Origin of the sequence: Phyllobacterium sp. (assembly GCF_037994405.1) — a bacterium.
In the GTDB taxonomy this organism is placed as follows: domain Bacteria; phylum Pseudomonadota; class Alphaproteobacteria; order Rhizobiales; family Rhizobiaceae; genus Phyllobacterium.
The window spans coordinates 1-13,436 of record NZ_JBBNAN010000142.1; the positions used below are offsets into that span (position 1 = coordinate 1).

General features: G+C 56.1%; 15 protein-coding genes. 13 read left to right on the forward strand and 2 right to left on the reverse strand.

Features of this window, described 5'->3' with window-relative positions; genetic code table 11:
• Nucleotides 1-140 precede the first annotated feature (140 nt).
• Nucleotides 141-680 carry a thermonuclease family protein gene (locus tag AAAC48_RS08740; RefSeq protein WP_340653808.1) on the reverse strand — a complete coding sequence of 180 codons (540 nt, stop codon included), beginning with the start codon at nt 678-680 and terminating at the stop codon, nt 141-143.
• Nucleotides 677-1,258, reverse strand: coding sequence for a hypothetical protein (locus tag AAAC48_RS08745; protein WP_340653822.1), 582 nt, complete (start codon nt 1,256-1,258; stop codon nt 677-679). The genes AAAC48_RS08740 and AAAC48_RS08745 overlap by 4 nt, the downstream gene beginning before the upstream one ends.
• A 205-nt stretch (nt 1,259-1,463) precedes the next feature.
• Between AAAC48_RS08745 and AAAC48_RS08750 the strand changes: the two genes are divergently transcribed.
• The 13 genes from AAAC48_RS08750 to AAAC48_RS08810 all read left to right on the forward strand — a co-directional run.
• Nucleotides 1,464-2,345 carry a lytic transglycosylase domain-containing protein gene (locus AAAC48_RS08750; protein ID WP_340653809.1) on the forward strand — a complete coding sequence of 294 codons (882 nt, stop codon included), beginning with the start codon at nt 1,464-1,466 and terminating at the stop codon, nt 2,343-2,345.
• Between the two features lie 16 nt (nt 2,346-2,361).
• A complete protein-coding gene (locus AAAC48_RS08755; protein WP_340653810.1) occupies nt 2,362-2,697 on the forward strand; it encodes a TrbC/VirB2 family protein in 336 nt (111 codons plus the stop codon).
• Nucleotides 2,698-2,700: 3 nt separating this feature from the next.
• A complete protein-coding gene (locus tag AAAC48_RS08760) occupies nt 2,701-3,000 on the forward strand; it encodes a VirB3 family type IV secretion system protein (RefSeq protein ID WP_340653811.1) in 300 nt (99 codons plus the stop codon).
• 5 nt (nt 3,001-3,005) lie between these two features.
• Nucleotides 3,006-5,420 (forward strand): VirB4 family type IV secretion/conjugal transfer ATPase, encoded by a 2,415-nt coding sequence (locus tag AAAC48_RS08765; RefSeq protein ID WP_340653812.1) that lies wholly within the window; start codon nt 3,006-3,008, stop codon nt 5,418-5,420.
• Nucleotides 5,417-6,499 carry a lytic transglycosylase domain-containing protein gene (locus tag AAAC48_RS08770; RefSeq protein WP_340653813.1) on the forward strand — a complete coding sequence of 361 codons (1,083 nt, stop codon included), beginning with the start codon at nt 5,417-5,419 and terminating at the stop codon, nt 6,497-6,499. Before AAAC48_RS08765 ends, AAAC48_RS08770 begins: the two co-directional genes overlap by 4 nt.
• Before the next feature lie 10 nt (nt 6,500-6,509).
• A complete protein-coding gene (locus AAAC48_RS08775; RefSeq protein ID WP_340653814.1) occupies nt 6,510-7,211 on the forward strand; it encodes a type IV secretion system protein in 702 nt (233 codons plus the stop codon).
• A gap of 4 nt (nt 7,212-7,215) precedes the next feature.
• Nucleotides 7,216-7,413, forward strand: coding sequence for a hypothetical protein (locus tag AAAC48_RS08780; RefSeq protein WP_340653815.1), 198 nt, complete (start codon nt 7,216-7,218; stop codon nt 7,411-7,413).
• 5 nt (nt 7,414-7,418) lie between these two features.
• The gene (locus tag AAAC48_RS08785; RefSeq protein ID WP_340653816.1) at nt 7,419-8,432 is read left to right on the forward strand and encodes a type IV secretion system protein; all 1,014 of its coding nucleotides are present in this window, start codon (nt 7,419-7,421) and stop codon (nt 8,430-8,432) included.
• A 37-nt stretch (nt 8,433-8,469) separates the two neighbouring features.
• On the forward strand, nt 8,470-9,165 hold the full coding sequence (locus tag AAAC48_RS08790) for a type IV secretion system protein (RefSeq protein WP_340653817.1): 696 nt from the start codon (nt 8,470-8,472) through the stop codon (nt 9,163-9,165).
• Nucleotides 9,162-9,971, forward strand: coding sequence for a TrbG/VirB9 family P-type conjugative transfer protein (locus AAAC48_RS08795; RefSeq protein ID WP_340653818.1), 810 nt, complete (start codon nt 9,162-9,164; stop codon nt 9,969-9,971). Before AAAC48_RS08790 ends, AAAC48_RS08795 begins: the two co-directional genes overlap by 4 nt.
• The gene (gene virB10, locus AAAC48_RS08800) at nt 9,971-11,218 is read left to right on the forward strand and encodes a type IV secretion system protein VirB10 (protein WP_340653819.1); all 1,248 of its coding nucleotides are present in this window, start codon (nt 9,971-9,973) and stop codon (nt 11,216-11,218) included. The genes AAAC48_RS08795 and virB10 overlap by 1 nt, the downstream gene beginning before the upstream one ends.
• Nucleotides 11,184-12,212, forward strand: coding sequence for a P-type DNA transfer ATPase VirB11 (gene virB11 / locus AAAC48_RS08805; protein ID WP_340653820.1), 1,029 nt, complete (start codon nt 11,184-11,186; stop codon nt 12,210-12,212). Before virB10 ends, virB11 begins: the two co-directional genes overlap by 35 nt.
• Nucleotides 12,209-13,436 (forward strand): type IV secretory system conjugative DNA transfer family protein (locus AAAC48_RS08810; RefSeq protein ID WP_340653821.1); only part of this gene is annotated, 1,228 nt, incomplete at its 3' end. The genes virB11 and AAAC48_RS08810, both read left to right, overlap by 4 nt.

The window sequence follows — 13,436 nt, forward strand, 5'->3', positions numbered from 1 at the left end:
GTCGATCACAGCGACCCGTCCCTGTATCCTGGTGGAGTGGGCATCCCCATGCTTGGCAGGCTGGTCGAAAGCAAGATCGACCCCCCTGCCCACGCTGGAGACTGCAGCGAAAACTGAGAAAGCAAAAGCCACTGTCCGTATCACGGCGCTTTCCTTAAAGAGTTGGCCGCACGGCTCAGGAAAATTGCCGGATGCTGAACGTCCTTAAATTGCCAAAGACCCTTTCCGGCCTCACGCGCTTCTTGCTCAGCAACTGCGTACGGAGCATAGATAGGCAGGCCGTCGCTGTTCAGGCTTGCGAAGCCATAGCCTTCGGTGATCATCATCATTGCGAGATCAAGTCGTTGACCTCCGACCAAGGCGTAGCAGCCCACGAAGGTCAGATCGCTCAGCTCAACGACGAGAGCACAGACTGGGCCTGTATCCTTAATAAAGGCGGCCAGCACTGCGATGGAGGTTTCTCCGCAATCTCGCTTCAGTCCAGATTTGTCAGTGTAGGAGGTGCCACGCAAACAGGACTGTAGTCCGTAAAGCCGATAGCGCTTCGCGCCTAAAACCCAGGTGTCTCCCGTCTCAAACCGCGCCCCCAGCGTCAGATCAAAATAGCCTGCAGGAGCCGCACTGGCCGCATTCACCAAAAGGCAAACGCCAAGCGTGCTCTTGAGTATATTCGCAATCATTGGCGTTGAACCCTCGGATCAGCCCACATGCCAAAGCCACCTCGACCGATCTTTTCGGCGGCGGCAAGGTCCGGCCGCATCAGCGAGCCATCGCGCTTCTTTGACAGCCGCAGCGCGCCGAGAGAAACGAGTTGTTCTTCGAAATTATCGACCGTGTCGAGAGAGCCAGGATAATTGTAATATCCAAAGCACGTCACGTCCTGCAAAGGGACATTCCGCTCAGTCAGAAATGCGCGGCAGAATATAACCTTGGCCGATTTCAGCAAAACACCAAGCTGCTGGCTGGCATAATCACCGCAGTTGCCGGCGAAGCCCTCTTTCTGGTTGACCATATCGCCCCGGCATGGCTCGAGCCCATAAAGGTGCAAGTTGACTTTTGAATCGACCTCGATATCGACGGGCGATTTTGCGCGGAAACCGCTCGCCGTGGCGAAGCCCTTCCGGTCAAAGACCTTGCCTGCAGGGTCATAGTATTCGACCACCAACACGACCTTTCCAGGCGCAGCAAGCGACTTGACATACGCACGATCGACAGTGCCACCACCCCATGCCTGAGCGGCAACGAGAACAGCTGGCATAGCAACCGTCACTCTCGCCCTCACTATCTTCGTTACCAACTTTGTTAACATCAGCACAACCTCTAAATGCAATTTTTCTCTTTTCGACTCAACTTTTTCGATGTATTAGTGAACATGCTTGGTAAAATATGTAACCGGAAATTACAATACTTTTTCCGAGAATTCAATTGCCTTTATGCGCTAGAATCAATCAGGAGCGGCGAATGTGATGGGTGTTCTGAGGTTGGAAAAGCTAAAGCTCTTGGCCGTATTGCCTATGCTCGCAATCTATATAGAAAGCGCATATTCTTTTGATAACTCACGCTTTTATACCAAAGATTGGAATTCTGTCGGCACCTCGCGATGGCGGCCTCCAGAGAAAATTCTCGCAATGTCACCGGATGATTACGTGCTCGCCGCTTCGGACGTAGTGAGCAAGGATGCCGGGACGCGAGCTATGAATAAAAATCTATCACAAGGCAGGGCTAAACATGAGAATTCCGGCGACTTGAGAAGGTCGGAAGAGTTGAACATTATTTATTCATTAAATAGTGAACCCGACACCCTTGCAATGAAGTGCGGACCCTCTCCTATGAAACCGACTGAAATTGAGAACTTGGTCGGCGTAACAGCCGAGACCTACGGTGTGGACTCCAGATTAGCCAAGGCGATCGCCTGGACAGAGAGCCGGTTCGATCAAATCCGCAATAGCCCAAAAGGCGCACGCGGACCGATGCAGCTGATGCCGGAAACTGCTTCGGACCTCGGCGTAAGGGACGTCTGCGATCCCGCATCGAATATCGATGGCGGTGTCCGCCACCTCAGAGCACTCCTCGACGAATTCAAGAATCCACTCGTCGCGGCCGCAGCCTATAACGCCGGAAGTCAGGCCGTCTATGACAACGGCGGCATCCCACCTTACGGCGAAACGATCCGCTACGTAGCCGCCGTGATCAACCATCAGCTTGGTTTGCCGATACGGAACGCCAGGCACGCGGCCTCTCGTGGTGCGCTGTCCGCAAACAAACCATCCCAATCCGGCCACCAGTCAACCTCCGTCATCGGCACACGAGCCGGTCAATTCGTCGATGGCGTCATGCACTTCTGAAATGAGAGGAAAAGCAATGAAGAACATATCCTCCAATTGGAGCAAAATCTCGCGGATCGCTGTGGCCGTGTTCGCAGTTGCGGTAATGCAGCTCATCAATGCAGATCTCGCCATGGCGCAGGCCACCAACCAGGCTTTCGCGCCGCTTCAAACTGTCGTCCAGGCCGTTGTTGATTTTATTACCGGCCCTTTCGGCCGTTTGGTCGCCATCATCGCAGTCATTGGCCTTGGGTTCCTGGCCTTCGCCGGTCGTTTGAGCTGGTTCACCGCCGGCGCCGTCGTCCTTGGCATCGGGCTTGTGTTCGGCGCGCCGGCCATCGTCGACCAGCTGATGTCGACTGTCGGGAACTGACCAATGGCTGAGTTCGAAGACGATAAGCCGACTCTGACACCTTTGATTATTGGCCTGACACGGTCGCCGACTTTGTGGGGAGTTCCCTACATGGCGATTGTCGTCGTCATTGGACTGACAATCATCGCGTGGCTGGCGACTAACGAATTGTGGGCGCTTGTGACCGCCCCCATTGCTTACCTCATCCTTTTCACGCTCTGCACCTGGGACAGTCGCATCCTCGATGTACTGCAGGTCGCTACGCGTATGACGCCAAAGACGCCCAACCAATCGTTCTGGGGCGCTAACTCCTACGGACCGTGACGGCCATGCTGAAACTCATCCACGAAGAACTCGGGTTTGGATACATCGCAGGGCGGGAAACGTCGATGTCGAAGCATATTCCGTATCTGCGACATGTCACCGACACTGTGGTCAAGCTGGAGAGCGACGCTTTACTCTCTGTCATTCGGCTGAACGGACTTTTCTTCCAGACTGAGGATCAGGCCGAACTCAATATGCGCTCCGTCGTGCAGAACACGATTATCCGCGCTCTTGGTTCCAGCCGCTTCTCGCTGTGGTCCACGGTGATCCGTCGCCAGGTCGAGAGCGATCTCGGCGGTACATTCGACGATCCGTTCTGTGATCTGCTCAATCGCCGCTATATGGAGCAGCTCAGCGAAAAGCGCATGTTCACGAATGAACTCTACGTCGCTGTGTTGCGCTCCGGGATGCGGGGAGCGCTTGCGGCGGGCGATAAGGTTCGCCGCCTCCTCAACAACGCAGGATCGCGCGAGGCGGCAGATGATCAGTTGCGCGAATCTGTCAGCGAGCTTGAAGAGCTCGTCGGCAACATCTGCCGCGACCTTCAGAAATATGGTGCGCGTCCACTCGGCGTTATCCATCGATACGACGAGCCCTACTCCGAGCCATGCGAATTCTTCAATACCGTGCTCAACTGTGGCATCCCCCGCAAGATGCGCCTGCCGCGCATGAGCATTGCCAATTATGTCGGGAGTTCCCGGCTGCACTTTTCCAGGCGTACCATGCAGGCGCAGGGACCGACAAAAGCCGACGACCGCTTTGGTGCGATGCTGTCGATCAAAGAGTACCCGCCGTTTACAGGTCCCGGCATGCTCGACGGGCTCCTACAGGTCAACCACGAATTCATTTTAACGCAGTCCTTTACGATCACCGACAAACCGATCGCGCAGGAGCGCATCTCGCGCTTGAAGCGGCAGATTGCAGCATCCGATGAAGCAGGCAGTGATGTCGAGAACGATATTGATTTCGCGCTCAACAGCCTGATGAACCAGGAGGCGGTGTTCGGCCTCCACCATATGACACTGCTTTGCCTGTCGCGCGACTTGGATGGTGTCAATAAAGCGGTCTCTGATCTCGGCGCCTGCCTTACAGACATGAATGTCAACTGGTTGCGAGAGGATCTCAATCTGGAGGCCGGGTTCTGGGCGCAGTTGCCCGGCAATCATGCCTACATCGCCCGAAAGGCTCTCCTCTCCAGCGCAAACTACGCCGGTCTTTCCTCGATGCATAACTTTGCCGCCGGTCAAATGGACGGCACCCACTGGGGAACGCCGATCACGATTCTGGAAACGACCAGCCAGACGCCATACTGGTTCAACTTCCATCGTAGGGACATTGGCCATTTCCTGGTGACCGGCCCGACTGGGTCGGGCAAAACCGTCGCCCTCACTTTCCTTCTTGGTCAAGCCTTCCGTGTTGAGCCTTCACCCAAGGCAGTCTTCTTCGACAAGGACCGAGGCGGTGAGATCTTCGTCCGGGCAATGAATGGCGCTTATGAAGTTCTAAATCCCGGGACATCCACAGGCTTCAACCCGCTCCAGCTAGAAAACAGCGGACCCAACCGGGAGTTTCTGTTGCGCTTGCTAAAGGCAATGCTTCGTCATGGCGATGGCAGCGACTTCGACCAGGAAGAGGACGATATTCTCGAACGCGCATTGCAGCGGTTGATGCAAGAGCCGGCGGCCCAGCGAAACCTCGCAAACCTCTCAGGGCTACTGATCGGTCGATCACGTGCTGGCCCAAACGACTTGAATGCGCGCCTGCGTCCATGGATTGAAGGGGAAAGGGCCTGGCTCTTTAACGCCCAGCACGACGTCCTTACACTATCGGACCGGCGGGTGTTCGGGTTTGACATGACGAGTATTCTCGACAACGAAGAGCTCAGAACGCCCGCGCTGATGTATATTTTCCATCGTCTGGACGAGCTTCTAGATGGCACGCCTGTCATGATTTTTATGGATGAGGGTTGGCGACTTCTTCGGGATTCGACCTTCAGTGATTTCATCGTCGACAAGATGAAGACGATCCGAAAACTGAACGGCATCGTCGGCTTTGGAACCCAGTCAGCAGCCGATATAGCGCGGGCTGCCGCCTCCCATACCTTGATCGAGCAGTCCTCGACCAACATCCATTTTCCTAATCCCCGCGCCGATGAGGAAAGTTACATCAGGCGCTTTGGTCTGACGGTGAAGGAGTTCAACTTCATCCGCACCACCCCGCCTGAGAAGCGGACCTTCCTGATTAAGCATGGCAATGACAGCGTGATCGCCAGGCTCGATCTTGGCTCCATGCCCGACATGATTAAGGTGCTGTCCGGTCGAAAAGAGACCGTCGAGGAATGCGCCCGGCTGCGACACGATCTGGGGGACGCCCCGTCTGCATGGCTTGCGCAATTTTGCGGTTGGGAGGCCTGGCCATGAAGCAGCTTGCCCTCCCGCTGCTTGTCGTTGCCGCAGTCGAAATGCCGAGTTCCGCTTGGGCCGATGTTCCGGTGATCGACAAGACCATCCTCAACCAAGATACGGCGCGCGACGAAACGACCAGCCAAATCGAGGCCACCTACAAAGACCGCCAGACGATCAACACATCCGTCACCTGCTCGATGTACCGCCCTTCCCGTCGAAATGATCCGGTGGGCGCCGCTGCACAAAACTCCGAGATTTCCGGGCTGGTGCGCCGCGTAGCCCGCGAAGTGGGCGTCAATGAGAACGACTTCTTGGCTCTTGTTTACCAGGAAAGCCGGTTCAATCCATGCGCCAAGTCCGGCGCCGGTGCGACAGGATTAACGCAGCTGATGCCGGGCACGGCGGACGATCTGGGGGTCAACGAAAACAATATCGAGGAGAACCTTCAAGGGGGCGCCCAGTACTACAAGCAGCAGCTGCAGCGCTACAATGGAGATGTTGCGTTGGCACTCGCCGCCTATAATTCCGGTCCCGGCAACGTCAACAAATACGGTGGCATTCCACCCTTTAAGGAAACGCAGGGGTATGTGCGCAGCATCACCCAGGACTGGTTGCCGGCTTTTGGCGGCTCGGATAAGTCGGGTATTCCGCTGAACTACGGGGGTGGCGAAGCCGTATACACAGCCATGCGGGATTCTACCTTGAATGCCATGGGCACCTCGACTGCAACGTCGGAGAGCTTGTCCAATGTGGGAAGCTGGTACCAACAGTTGGCGGGGCTGCAGACCGGAACCATCCAGGACAGTTGGGATCACAACTCTACCGCCCGCAATGCCAATCTCGAAATGATGAACAATGTCATCAAACTCGGCACTGCCATGGCCGACCTGATCAATTCTCGTAATGCCATTGCAACGTCCAGCCTCTCAAGTTCGTCGCGAACGACGACAACCGGCAAGTACGATGACAAACCCAGCGACGCGGCGGGTCTTTGCGATCCGAGACAAAAGCTCGTGTGGGATCCCGAGAAAAAGGCCTGCGTCGAGAAGCGCGAAGGCGCAACAGACGTTCAGCTGTTGCTGCAACCCCAATAAGGAGCCGATCATGAAGCTTGTTACGATAACTGTTGCAATTGTCCATCTACCGCTTGCCGCCGCCATTGCCGATGTGCCGGTGATCGACAAAAAGAACTACGAGATCGCCAAACAGACAGCGGACACAACCGACAGGATCCTCGACACCAATAAGAATATTCTGACCACAGTCGAGGACACCCTGAAGGCCGTGACCGGCGACCGCGGCAGCAGTGCCCAGCCATTGCAAAACCTGGCAACTGGCCAAGGGTTCAGCGTATCATCCATGCCGTCCTTTGATAGTCTGATTAAAGACGGCGTCCCCAACTTCGGCAACATGAGCGGTGACGTGTCCAAGGTCGCCACTGCCTTTATCAACGGCCTGCAGTTGGTCAAATCGCTATCCGGCAAGGAGAACAGCGATTTCTCCGGCGACAAATCCTACGAGCAATTGGTTAACACTGTGCTTGGAGTGTCGGCCTTGATCAATGGCTCGCAAAGGGCGACGGAAACGCGGCGCAAAGCTTTTGAAGCGGCGGGGCAACAGATCGGCAAAGCCGAGGATATCAAGGGCTCGATCGATCAGAACACACAATTGCAGGTCCAATCCGGCCTGACCCTCAATGAAATGATCGGGGTGATGAATGGGGCGGTGACATCGCTGCAGGCGGAAAACCAGCGCCGGCTGACAGACATTTCGAATAGCAAAAAAGCCCTTAGCTATAGAAATTGACCACATGCGGGCGCTCATAGGGATCGGCATCATCCTCGCCGCGACAGCCCTACCGGCTTGCGGAACCGTCAAGGAAAAGACTGCTCCGTGCAAGCGGCCAGCGGAGCTGAGCTCATATGCGGAAGATCCGCGTCAAACCTGCGGGGCGATGCATGCCGTCAATGATCCGGTCGTCGCTTTCACGGCCATCGGATTGGAATAAGTGGCATGGAAGATTTTCTCGGCGATCTGCTGCAGCGCATCGAGGATTCCGGAACGACGTTCTCGGAAAAAGCCTACACCGTCGTCGGCCAAGAAATCATGCCGCTCCTGCAGATCATGCTTGTGGCCTATGTCGCCTATTACGGTTTGCAACTGTTCCTGGGCACCGCCAGGATCGGCGTCTCCGAAATCATTGGCCGCATTATGCGGATGATGATCATTTTGGCGCTGGTCAGTTCGTGGGCAAATTTCAACAATCTGTTCTACCACTGGATCAATGACACGCCCGAGGATGTCGGCCGCGCGATCCTGGCCGCGTCCGGCACCGGCATTACCGAGCCGACAAATGGGCTATCGCAGATCTGGAAGACCGCCAACGGGGCGGCCTCAGCGTTTGCTGAGCAGTCCGGATACTTCTCAATCCTGCCCAGTATGATCGGCGTTCTGACCATGATCGGCGCAGGTGTCTTTATAGCTGTGGCGCTGGCGATCCTCATTCTGGCGAAGGTGATGCTGTGGGTGTTGATCGGAACAGCGCCAATTTTCATCGCCTGTATGCTGTTTGAGCGGACGCGCGGCTATGGCGTCGGTTGGTTCAATCAGGTCCTGACCTACGCGCTCATCCCCTTGTTCGTTTACGTCGTCGCATCGTTTTTGATTGCCGCCATGGATCCCGAACTTTCCAAGATCGACGCTGCAAGCGGCGCCCGAACGTTAACGCTTGCCGACATCGCCGGGTTTTTGCTGCTCTGCGCGGCTGGTGCATTCGTCATGCTCTACATCCAGTCGATCGGTCAGGGCATTGCTGGTGGTATTGCGGCTGGCGTTGGTAACGTCGGCTACAGCATGGCGAAAAAGATCGGCGTCACGGCTCCTGTGGCAGCAGGCCGAGGAGCGAGAGCGACCTACAGGGCGGGCCGTGCGCTGCGCGATCGATCTCACGACAGAGGTGACAACGACAATTCCGGCGTCAAGACTGCGATGCAGACGAAAATCACACAGAACAGCACGCCGGCATGAGCGGCCAAACTAAACTACTGAAGCGCAGTGAGGGGCAATGGCAGATACGAATGACGATCGTCTACGGACTTACTATCAAAGCGGGGACATCTGGGAACAGGAGATTGTCAGGAAAGCCAAACGGTCGAGAACGCTGGCCTGGTTTGTCACGACCATTTTCGGCGCCATTACGCTCGTGAGCCTTGCAACTCTCGCCATGCTCGTTCCGCTGAAAAGCTTCGAGCCCTACATCGTCGAGGTCGACAAGACGACGGGCTATATCGAGGTGAAGACCGGCTTGACGCGGCCGGTCAATCTTACCGAGCAACAGGCGGTCACTCAGGCCAATATTGTCCGCTATATCAGGGCGCGCGAGGGCTATGATCCCTATGCGATCGAGCAGAATTTCGGGATTGCTGCGCTGCTATCAACCGGGAACGCCGCCCGGGAGTTGCAAGACCTCTACAGCGCCGCCAATACGAAAAACCCCGCTAAGGTCTACGGCAAGAACAAGCGGGTGACGACGGAAATCGCCTCGGTCACGTTTTCGAATGCCAGTACCGGCATCGTACGCTTTGCGACCGTCGAGCAATCGGAAACTGAATCCATTCCCCGACACTGGATTGCTGTCGTCCGTTATCGCTATACTGATACGCCGGCCACAAACGAGTGGCGCTTCGAGAACCCCCTCGGTTTTCAGGTCTATGATTATCGCCGTGACCAGGAAACGGTCACCGAGGGGAACCGGGGATGATACGGCGTACCTTCCTTTTTGGCTGGATGACCGTTGCTTCGATTGCGATCGCCTACGCGGCGCAGACGCCTGCATCGGGCCGGCTCGATCCACGTGTCACGAGCATCGTCTATCAACCGAACAACGTTGTCCGCGTGTTTGCGACCTATGGCATCTCGACGATGATCATCTTCGATGAGGACGAAAAGTTCGAGACGGTTGCCTTGGGCGACACCGAGAGCTGGGATGTCGTGCCGACCGACAAGGGCAACATCCTCTTCATCAAACCCAAGGCGAAAAATGTCACGACCAATATGAATGTTGTGACCACCAAGCGCATCTACTATCTCGAACTCAACGACTTTGCGCCCGAGGACGGCAAAAAAGTCTTCAGCATTCGCTTCGTCTACCCTGAGAAGGATCTCAATGCCTCCTTGCGAAAGGAGGCTGAAGCGCGTGCCACCAATCCGAATATAGCAGGGATCGATAAAGCCAACGTCAATATCGACTTCTCGTTTTCCGGCGATGGCCAACTGAAGCCGTTGATGGTTTTCGACGACGGGAAAAAGACCTTCTTCAAATTTGGCTCGCGCGTACCGGCGATCTTCGCCGTCAACGCCGACTTCACGGAGACGCTTCGAAACTACCGGCGTGAGGGCGAATACATCGTCGTCGACGGTACTGCGACCCAGTACACACTGCGAGACGGTAGCGAGTGGACCTGCATCTTCAATTTGAGGAAGCCAGACTTTGGTGCGCCCGAGCCCGACATCATGGCGCCGGCCCCGGATCAAAAAGCGATGACACGCCGATGGAGTGGAAACTGATGCAGCGGTCTCCCGAACTCGAAGCAATGCTGGCCGGCGACGAGACGGCGGTAAAGGACAAGCGGGCCCGGCGAAAACAGTTCCTCGGAAGCGCAGCTCTGCTCCTCGGTGGAGCTGCACTCGCCTATGTTGTCGTCTTCGCGCCGGAGAAGCGCTTACCGCAAAGTATCAAAGGCGATGAGGAGTTCACAACGACCACTTTCCGGCCGCCGTCATTTCTGCGTGACGATCAAAAGCAACCGGAAAAAGATCCCGATCCGGTGATCAAGCTGCCAGACCCTCCCCCCGAGGAAAAGAACGAAGAGCCGTCCGACACTTCGCAGTTCGATGTTCCGCCTCCGCCTGGTTTGGTGGAGGTTGGAGGTGAAATGCCAGTGCAGCCTGAGAAGGTGGAAGAGTTTCCAAAGCGCTTCCTGTCAAAGCAGGTGGTGATTGACGCCACCAAAGCCGATAATGGCCAAGAATCCCTCGCTTATGGTAGCGAGGAAGGCGGACCGATCGTCGCCGGCGAAGACCGGAACAGCAAATTCCTGGCAGCGGCATCGGCAATCGGCGACCGGTCAGCAAAGGCGAAACAGATCGGCCGTCTTGATGCGATGATACCTGAGGGAACCCTAATCCCTGGCCTGCTTGAAACCGCGATCAACAGCGATCTGCCCGGCCAGATCCGCGCTATAGTCTCGCAGGACGTCTATTCTTTCGATGGTCGCCGTGTCTTGCTCCCGGGGGGCACCAGGCTCATTGGTGAGTATCAATCCGAGGTTACGCGCGGTCAAAAACGAATTTTTGTTATCTGGACCCGCCTTCTTCGCGATGATGGCGTGTCGGTCCGGCTGAACAGTATCGGCACCGATAGCCTTGGCCGCTCTGGACTGACGGGCGTCGTCGACAACAAATGGCGGGAGCGTTTCGGATCGGCAATTCTGCTTTCGATCGTCGGCGCCGGCTCAAGCTATCTCACTGGCTACGGCAGCGGCCAATACAGCAGCAGCGACGGTGAGTCGGATTCCGATCGTGCCGCAGAGCTTGCCCGTGAGACCATCGCCCAGACCTTCTCCGACATGGCCAATCAGGCGGTCGGAGAAAACCTCAAAATTCCGCCGACGATCAGCGTTCACCAGGGCGAGCGCATCTTCGTCTATGTCCGCCAGGATCTCGATTTTTCCGCTATGTATCCGGATCCGGTGGAGGAAACCCTGAAGGAGATCAAGCATGAGCGAGGCCTTCGCCAAAATCAAAGCCGCTGACAATAGCCCCTATTATTTCCTCGAGCGGGCTCTCGGTCCGTTACGCGCTTTTCTTGATGATCCCACCGTCGTCGAAATCTCGGTCAATCGGCCCGGCCATGTCTATATCGAACGTCTTGGCGCGGAGGTCATGGAGCATCATCATATCCCAGCGCTCACCGCTGCTGAAATCGAAAATATTGGCGAGCGGGTCGCCGGGGCCACCCATCAGTTCATCAGCGGCGCCAATCCGATTTTGAGTGCGGCATTGCCGACAGGGGAGCGCATTCAGATCGTGCTTCCGCCCGCAGCTGTAGATGGCGGCGCTATCTCTATCCGCAAACAAGTCACCAGCGACTTCACGCTTGAAGATTATCGCGACAACGGTTCGCTGGAAAAGGTATCGGTTGCTCTCGGCGGCCTGAGCGAGGCGGAGCGTGAGCTGATCGAGCACCTTCGAACCGAGCGCATCTACGACTTCATTCACACCGCGATCCGAAAGCGCGTCTCGATCCTGATCAGCGGCGGCACATCGACCGGCAAGACTACCTTTCTCAACGCCTGCCTGAAGACCATCGACCCGTTCGAGCGGATCCTGACGCTCGAAGATACACGTGAGCTGTTTCCGCCGCAGATGAATGCGGTCCATCTTTTGGCATCGCGTGGTGATCAGGGCACAGCAAAGGTCACAATTCAGTCGTTGCTGGAGGCGTCTCTCCGCATGCGCCCGGATCGGCTTTTTGTTGGCGAGATTAGAGGAGTGGAAGCATTCGCCTTCCTACGCGCGATCAACACCGGCCATCCGGGAAGCATGTCGACGGTCCACGCCGATACGCCGCTGGGTGCTTACGAACAATTGGCGATGATGATGATGCAGGCAGGGATATCGTCCGGTTACCCCAAGCAGGATCTGATGTCTTACATCCAGATGGTCATTCCGGTCGTGATCCAGCTGCGGCGCGATGGTGGACGTCGCGGCGTTTCCGAGATTTACTTCGCTAGGCACGAAGCATGAGCAGGACATATTTGACGGTATATCTGCTGTTTTGTTGCCTCATCGCGGTGGTGGCTTGGATGATCAGCTATGCACTGATCCTCCAGCTTATCTACAAGGATGGCCGGATCCTTCAGTTTACAGTGATCGCAAATCCGTTCGCGCCATTCCAACAGTTTATGCTCTATTCCGACAATCGTTCGCTGCAAATTGTGGCCCTCGGCTCCCTATTGCCGGCACTGATGTTTGCTGGCGCTGCGGCCGTCTTTGGTCTACAGACGCCCTCCAACCCATTGGGTGACGCTGCGTTTCAGGATATCGCCTCGCTCAGGCGGGGTAAGTGGTTTCGGAAAGATGGCCATATATTGGGACGGATCGGGCGCAATATTCTACGACGGCAGGATGACCGCCATCACCTCGTCATCGGCCCGACCCGATCGGGAAAGGGCGTCGGCTATGTTATCCCGAACGCACTCATGTTTCCCGGTTCCATAATCGTTACTGATCTCAAAGGTGAGATCTTCCAGCATACCGCGGGCTACCGAAAGTCGAATGGACATCAGGTTTTCCTGTTCTCACCAGGCGCGCAGAAGACGCACCGGTGGAACCCACTGGACTTCGTCCGACAAGATCGTGGAAGCCGCACGATCGATATCCAGAACATGGCGAGCATCCTCATTCCCGAGACCATTGGATCGGAAAACGCTGTCTGGCAGGGAACGGCCCAACTGGTCATCGCAGGTGTTATAAGCTACGTGCTGGAAAGCGCCCACTACAAGAACCGACGCAATCTCGGCGAGGTGAACGGTATCTTCAATGCCGGCGTCGATTTGCAGGTGCTGATGAAGCTGATCAAGGAGAAGGAACCCGACCTTTCCAGGTTCACAACCGACAGCTTCAACGCCTATATTTCCCTGAACGAGCGCGCAGCTCGATCAGCGCTCCTGGATATTCAAAAGGCGATGCAGCCCTTTCGCAATGAGCGCGTAATTGCTGCAACCAAGGTGACAGACATTGATCTTGCATCCATGCGCCGTCGACCAGTATCCATCTATCTTGCGCCTAATATTAGCGATGTCACCATCCTACGTCCGCTCCTCACCCTGTTCGTGCAGCAGAGCATGGATCTCCTCACGCGGGACTTTGATCCGAGCGCCCTGCCCGCCTATTTCCTCCTCGACGAGTTTCGGCAGCTCAAAAAGATGGACGAGATCATGAACAAGCTGCCCTATGTAGCCGGCTACA

Coding starts and splice junctions, on each gene's coding strand:
- AAAC48_RS08785 (WP_340653816.1), top strand. CDS start 7,419: ATGGAAGATTTTCTCGGCGATCTGCTGCAGCGCATCGAGGATTCCGGA.
- AAAC48_RS08760 (WP_340653811.1), top strand. CDS start 2,701: ATGGCTGAGTTCGAAGACGATAAGCCGACTCTGACACCTTTGATTATT.
- AAAC48_RS08770 (WP_340653813.1), top strand. CDS start 5,417: ATGAAGCAGCTTGCCCTCCCGCTGCTTGTCGTTGCCGCAGTCGAAATG.
- AAAC48_RS08790 (WP_340653817.1), top strand. CDS start 8,470: ATGGCAGATACGAATGACGATCGTCTACGGACTTACTATCAAAGCGGG.
- AAAC48_RS08745 (WP_340653822.1), bottom strand. CDS start 1,258: ATGCCAGCTGTTCTCGTTGCCGCTCAGGCATGGGGTGGTGGCACTGTC.
- AAAC48_RS08755 (WP_340653810.1), top strand. CDS start 2,362: ATGAAGAACATATCCTCCAATTGGAGCAAAATCTCGCGGATCGCTGTG.
- virB10 (WP_340653819.1), top strand. CDS start 9,971: ATGCAGCGGTCTCCCGAACTCGAAGCAATGCTGGCCGGCGACGAGACG.
- virB11 (WP_340653820.1), top strand. CDS start 11,184: ATGAGCGAGGCCTTCGCCAAAATCAAAGCCGCTGACAATAGCCCCTAT.
- AAAC48_RS08795 (WP_340653818.1), top strand. CDS start 9,162: ATGATACGGCGTACCTTCCTTTTTGGCTGGATGACCGTTGCTTCGATT.
- AAAC48_RS08775 (WP_340653814.1), top strand. CDS start 6,510: ATGAAGCTTGTTACGATAACTGTTGCAATTGTCCATCTACCGCTTGCC.
- AAAC48_RS08740 (WP_340653808.1), bottom strand. CDS start 680: ATGATTGCGAATATACTCAAGAGCACGCTTGGCGTTTGCCTTTTGGTG.
- AAAC48_RS08780 (WP_340653815.1), top strand. CDS start 7,216: ATGCGGGCGCTCATAGGGATCGGCATCATCCTCGCCGCGACAGCCCTA.
- AAAC48_RS08765 (WP_340653812.1), top strand. CDS start 3,006: ATGCTGAAACTCATCCACGAAGAACTCGGGTTTGGATACATCGCAGGG.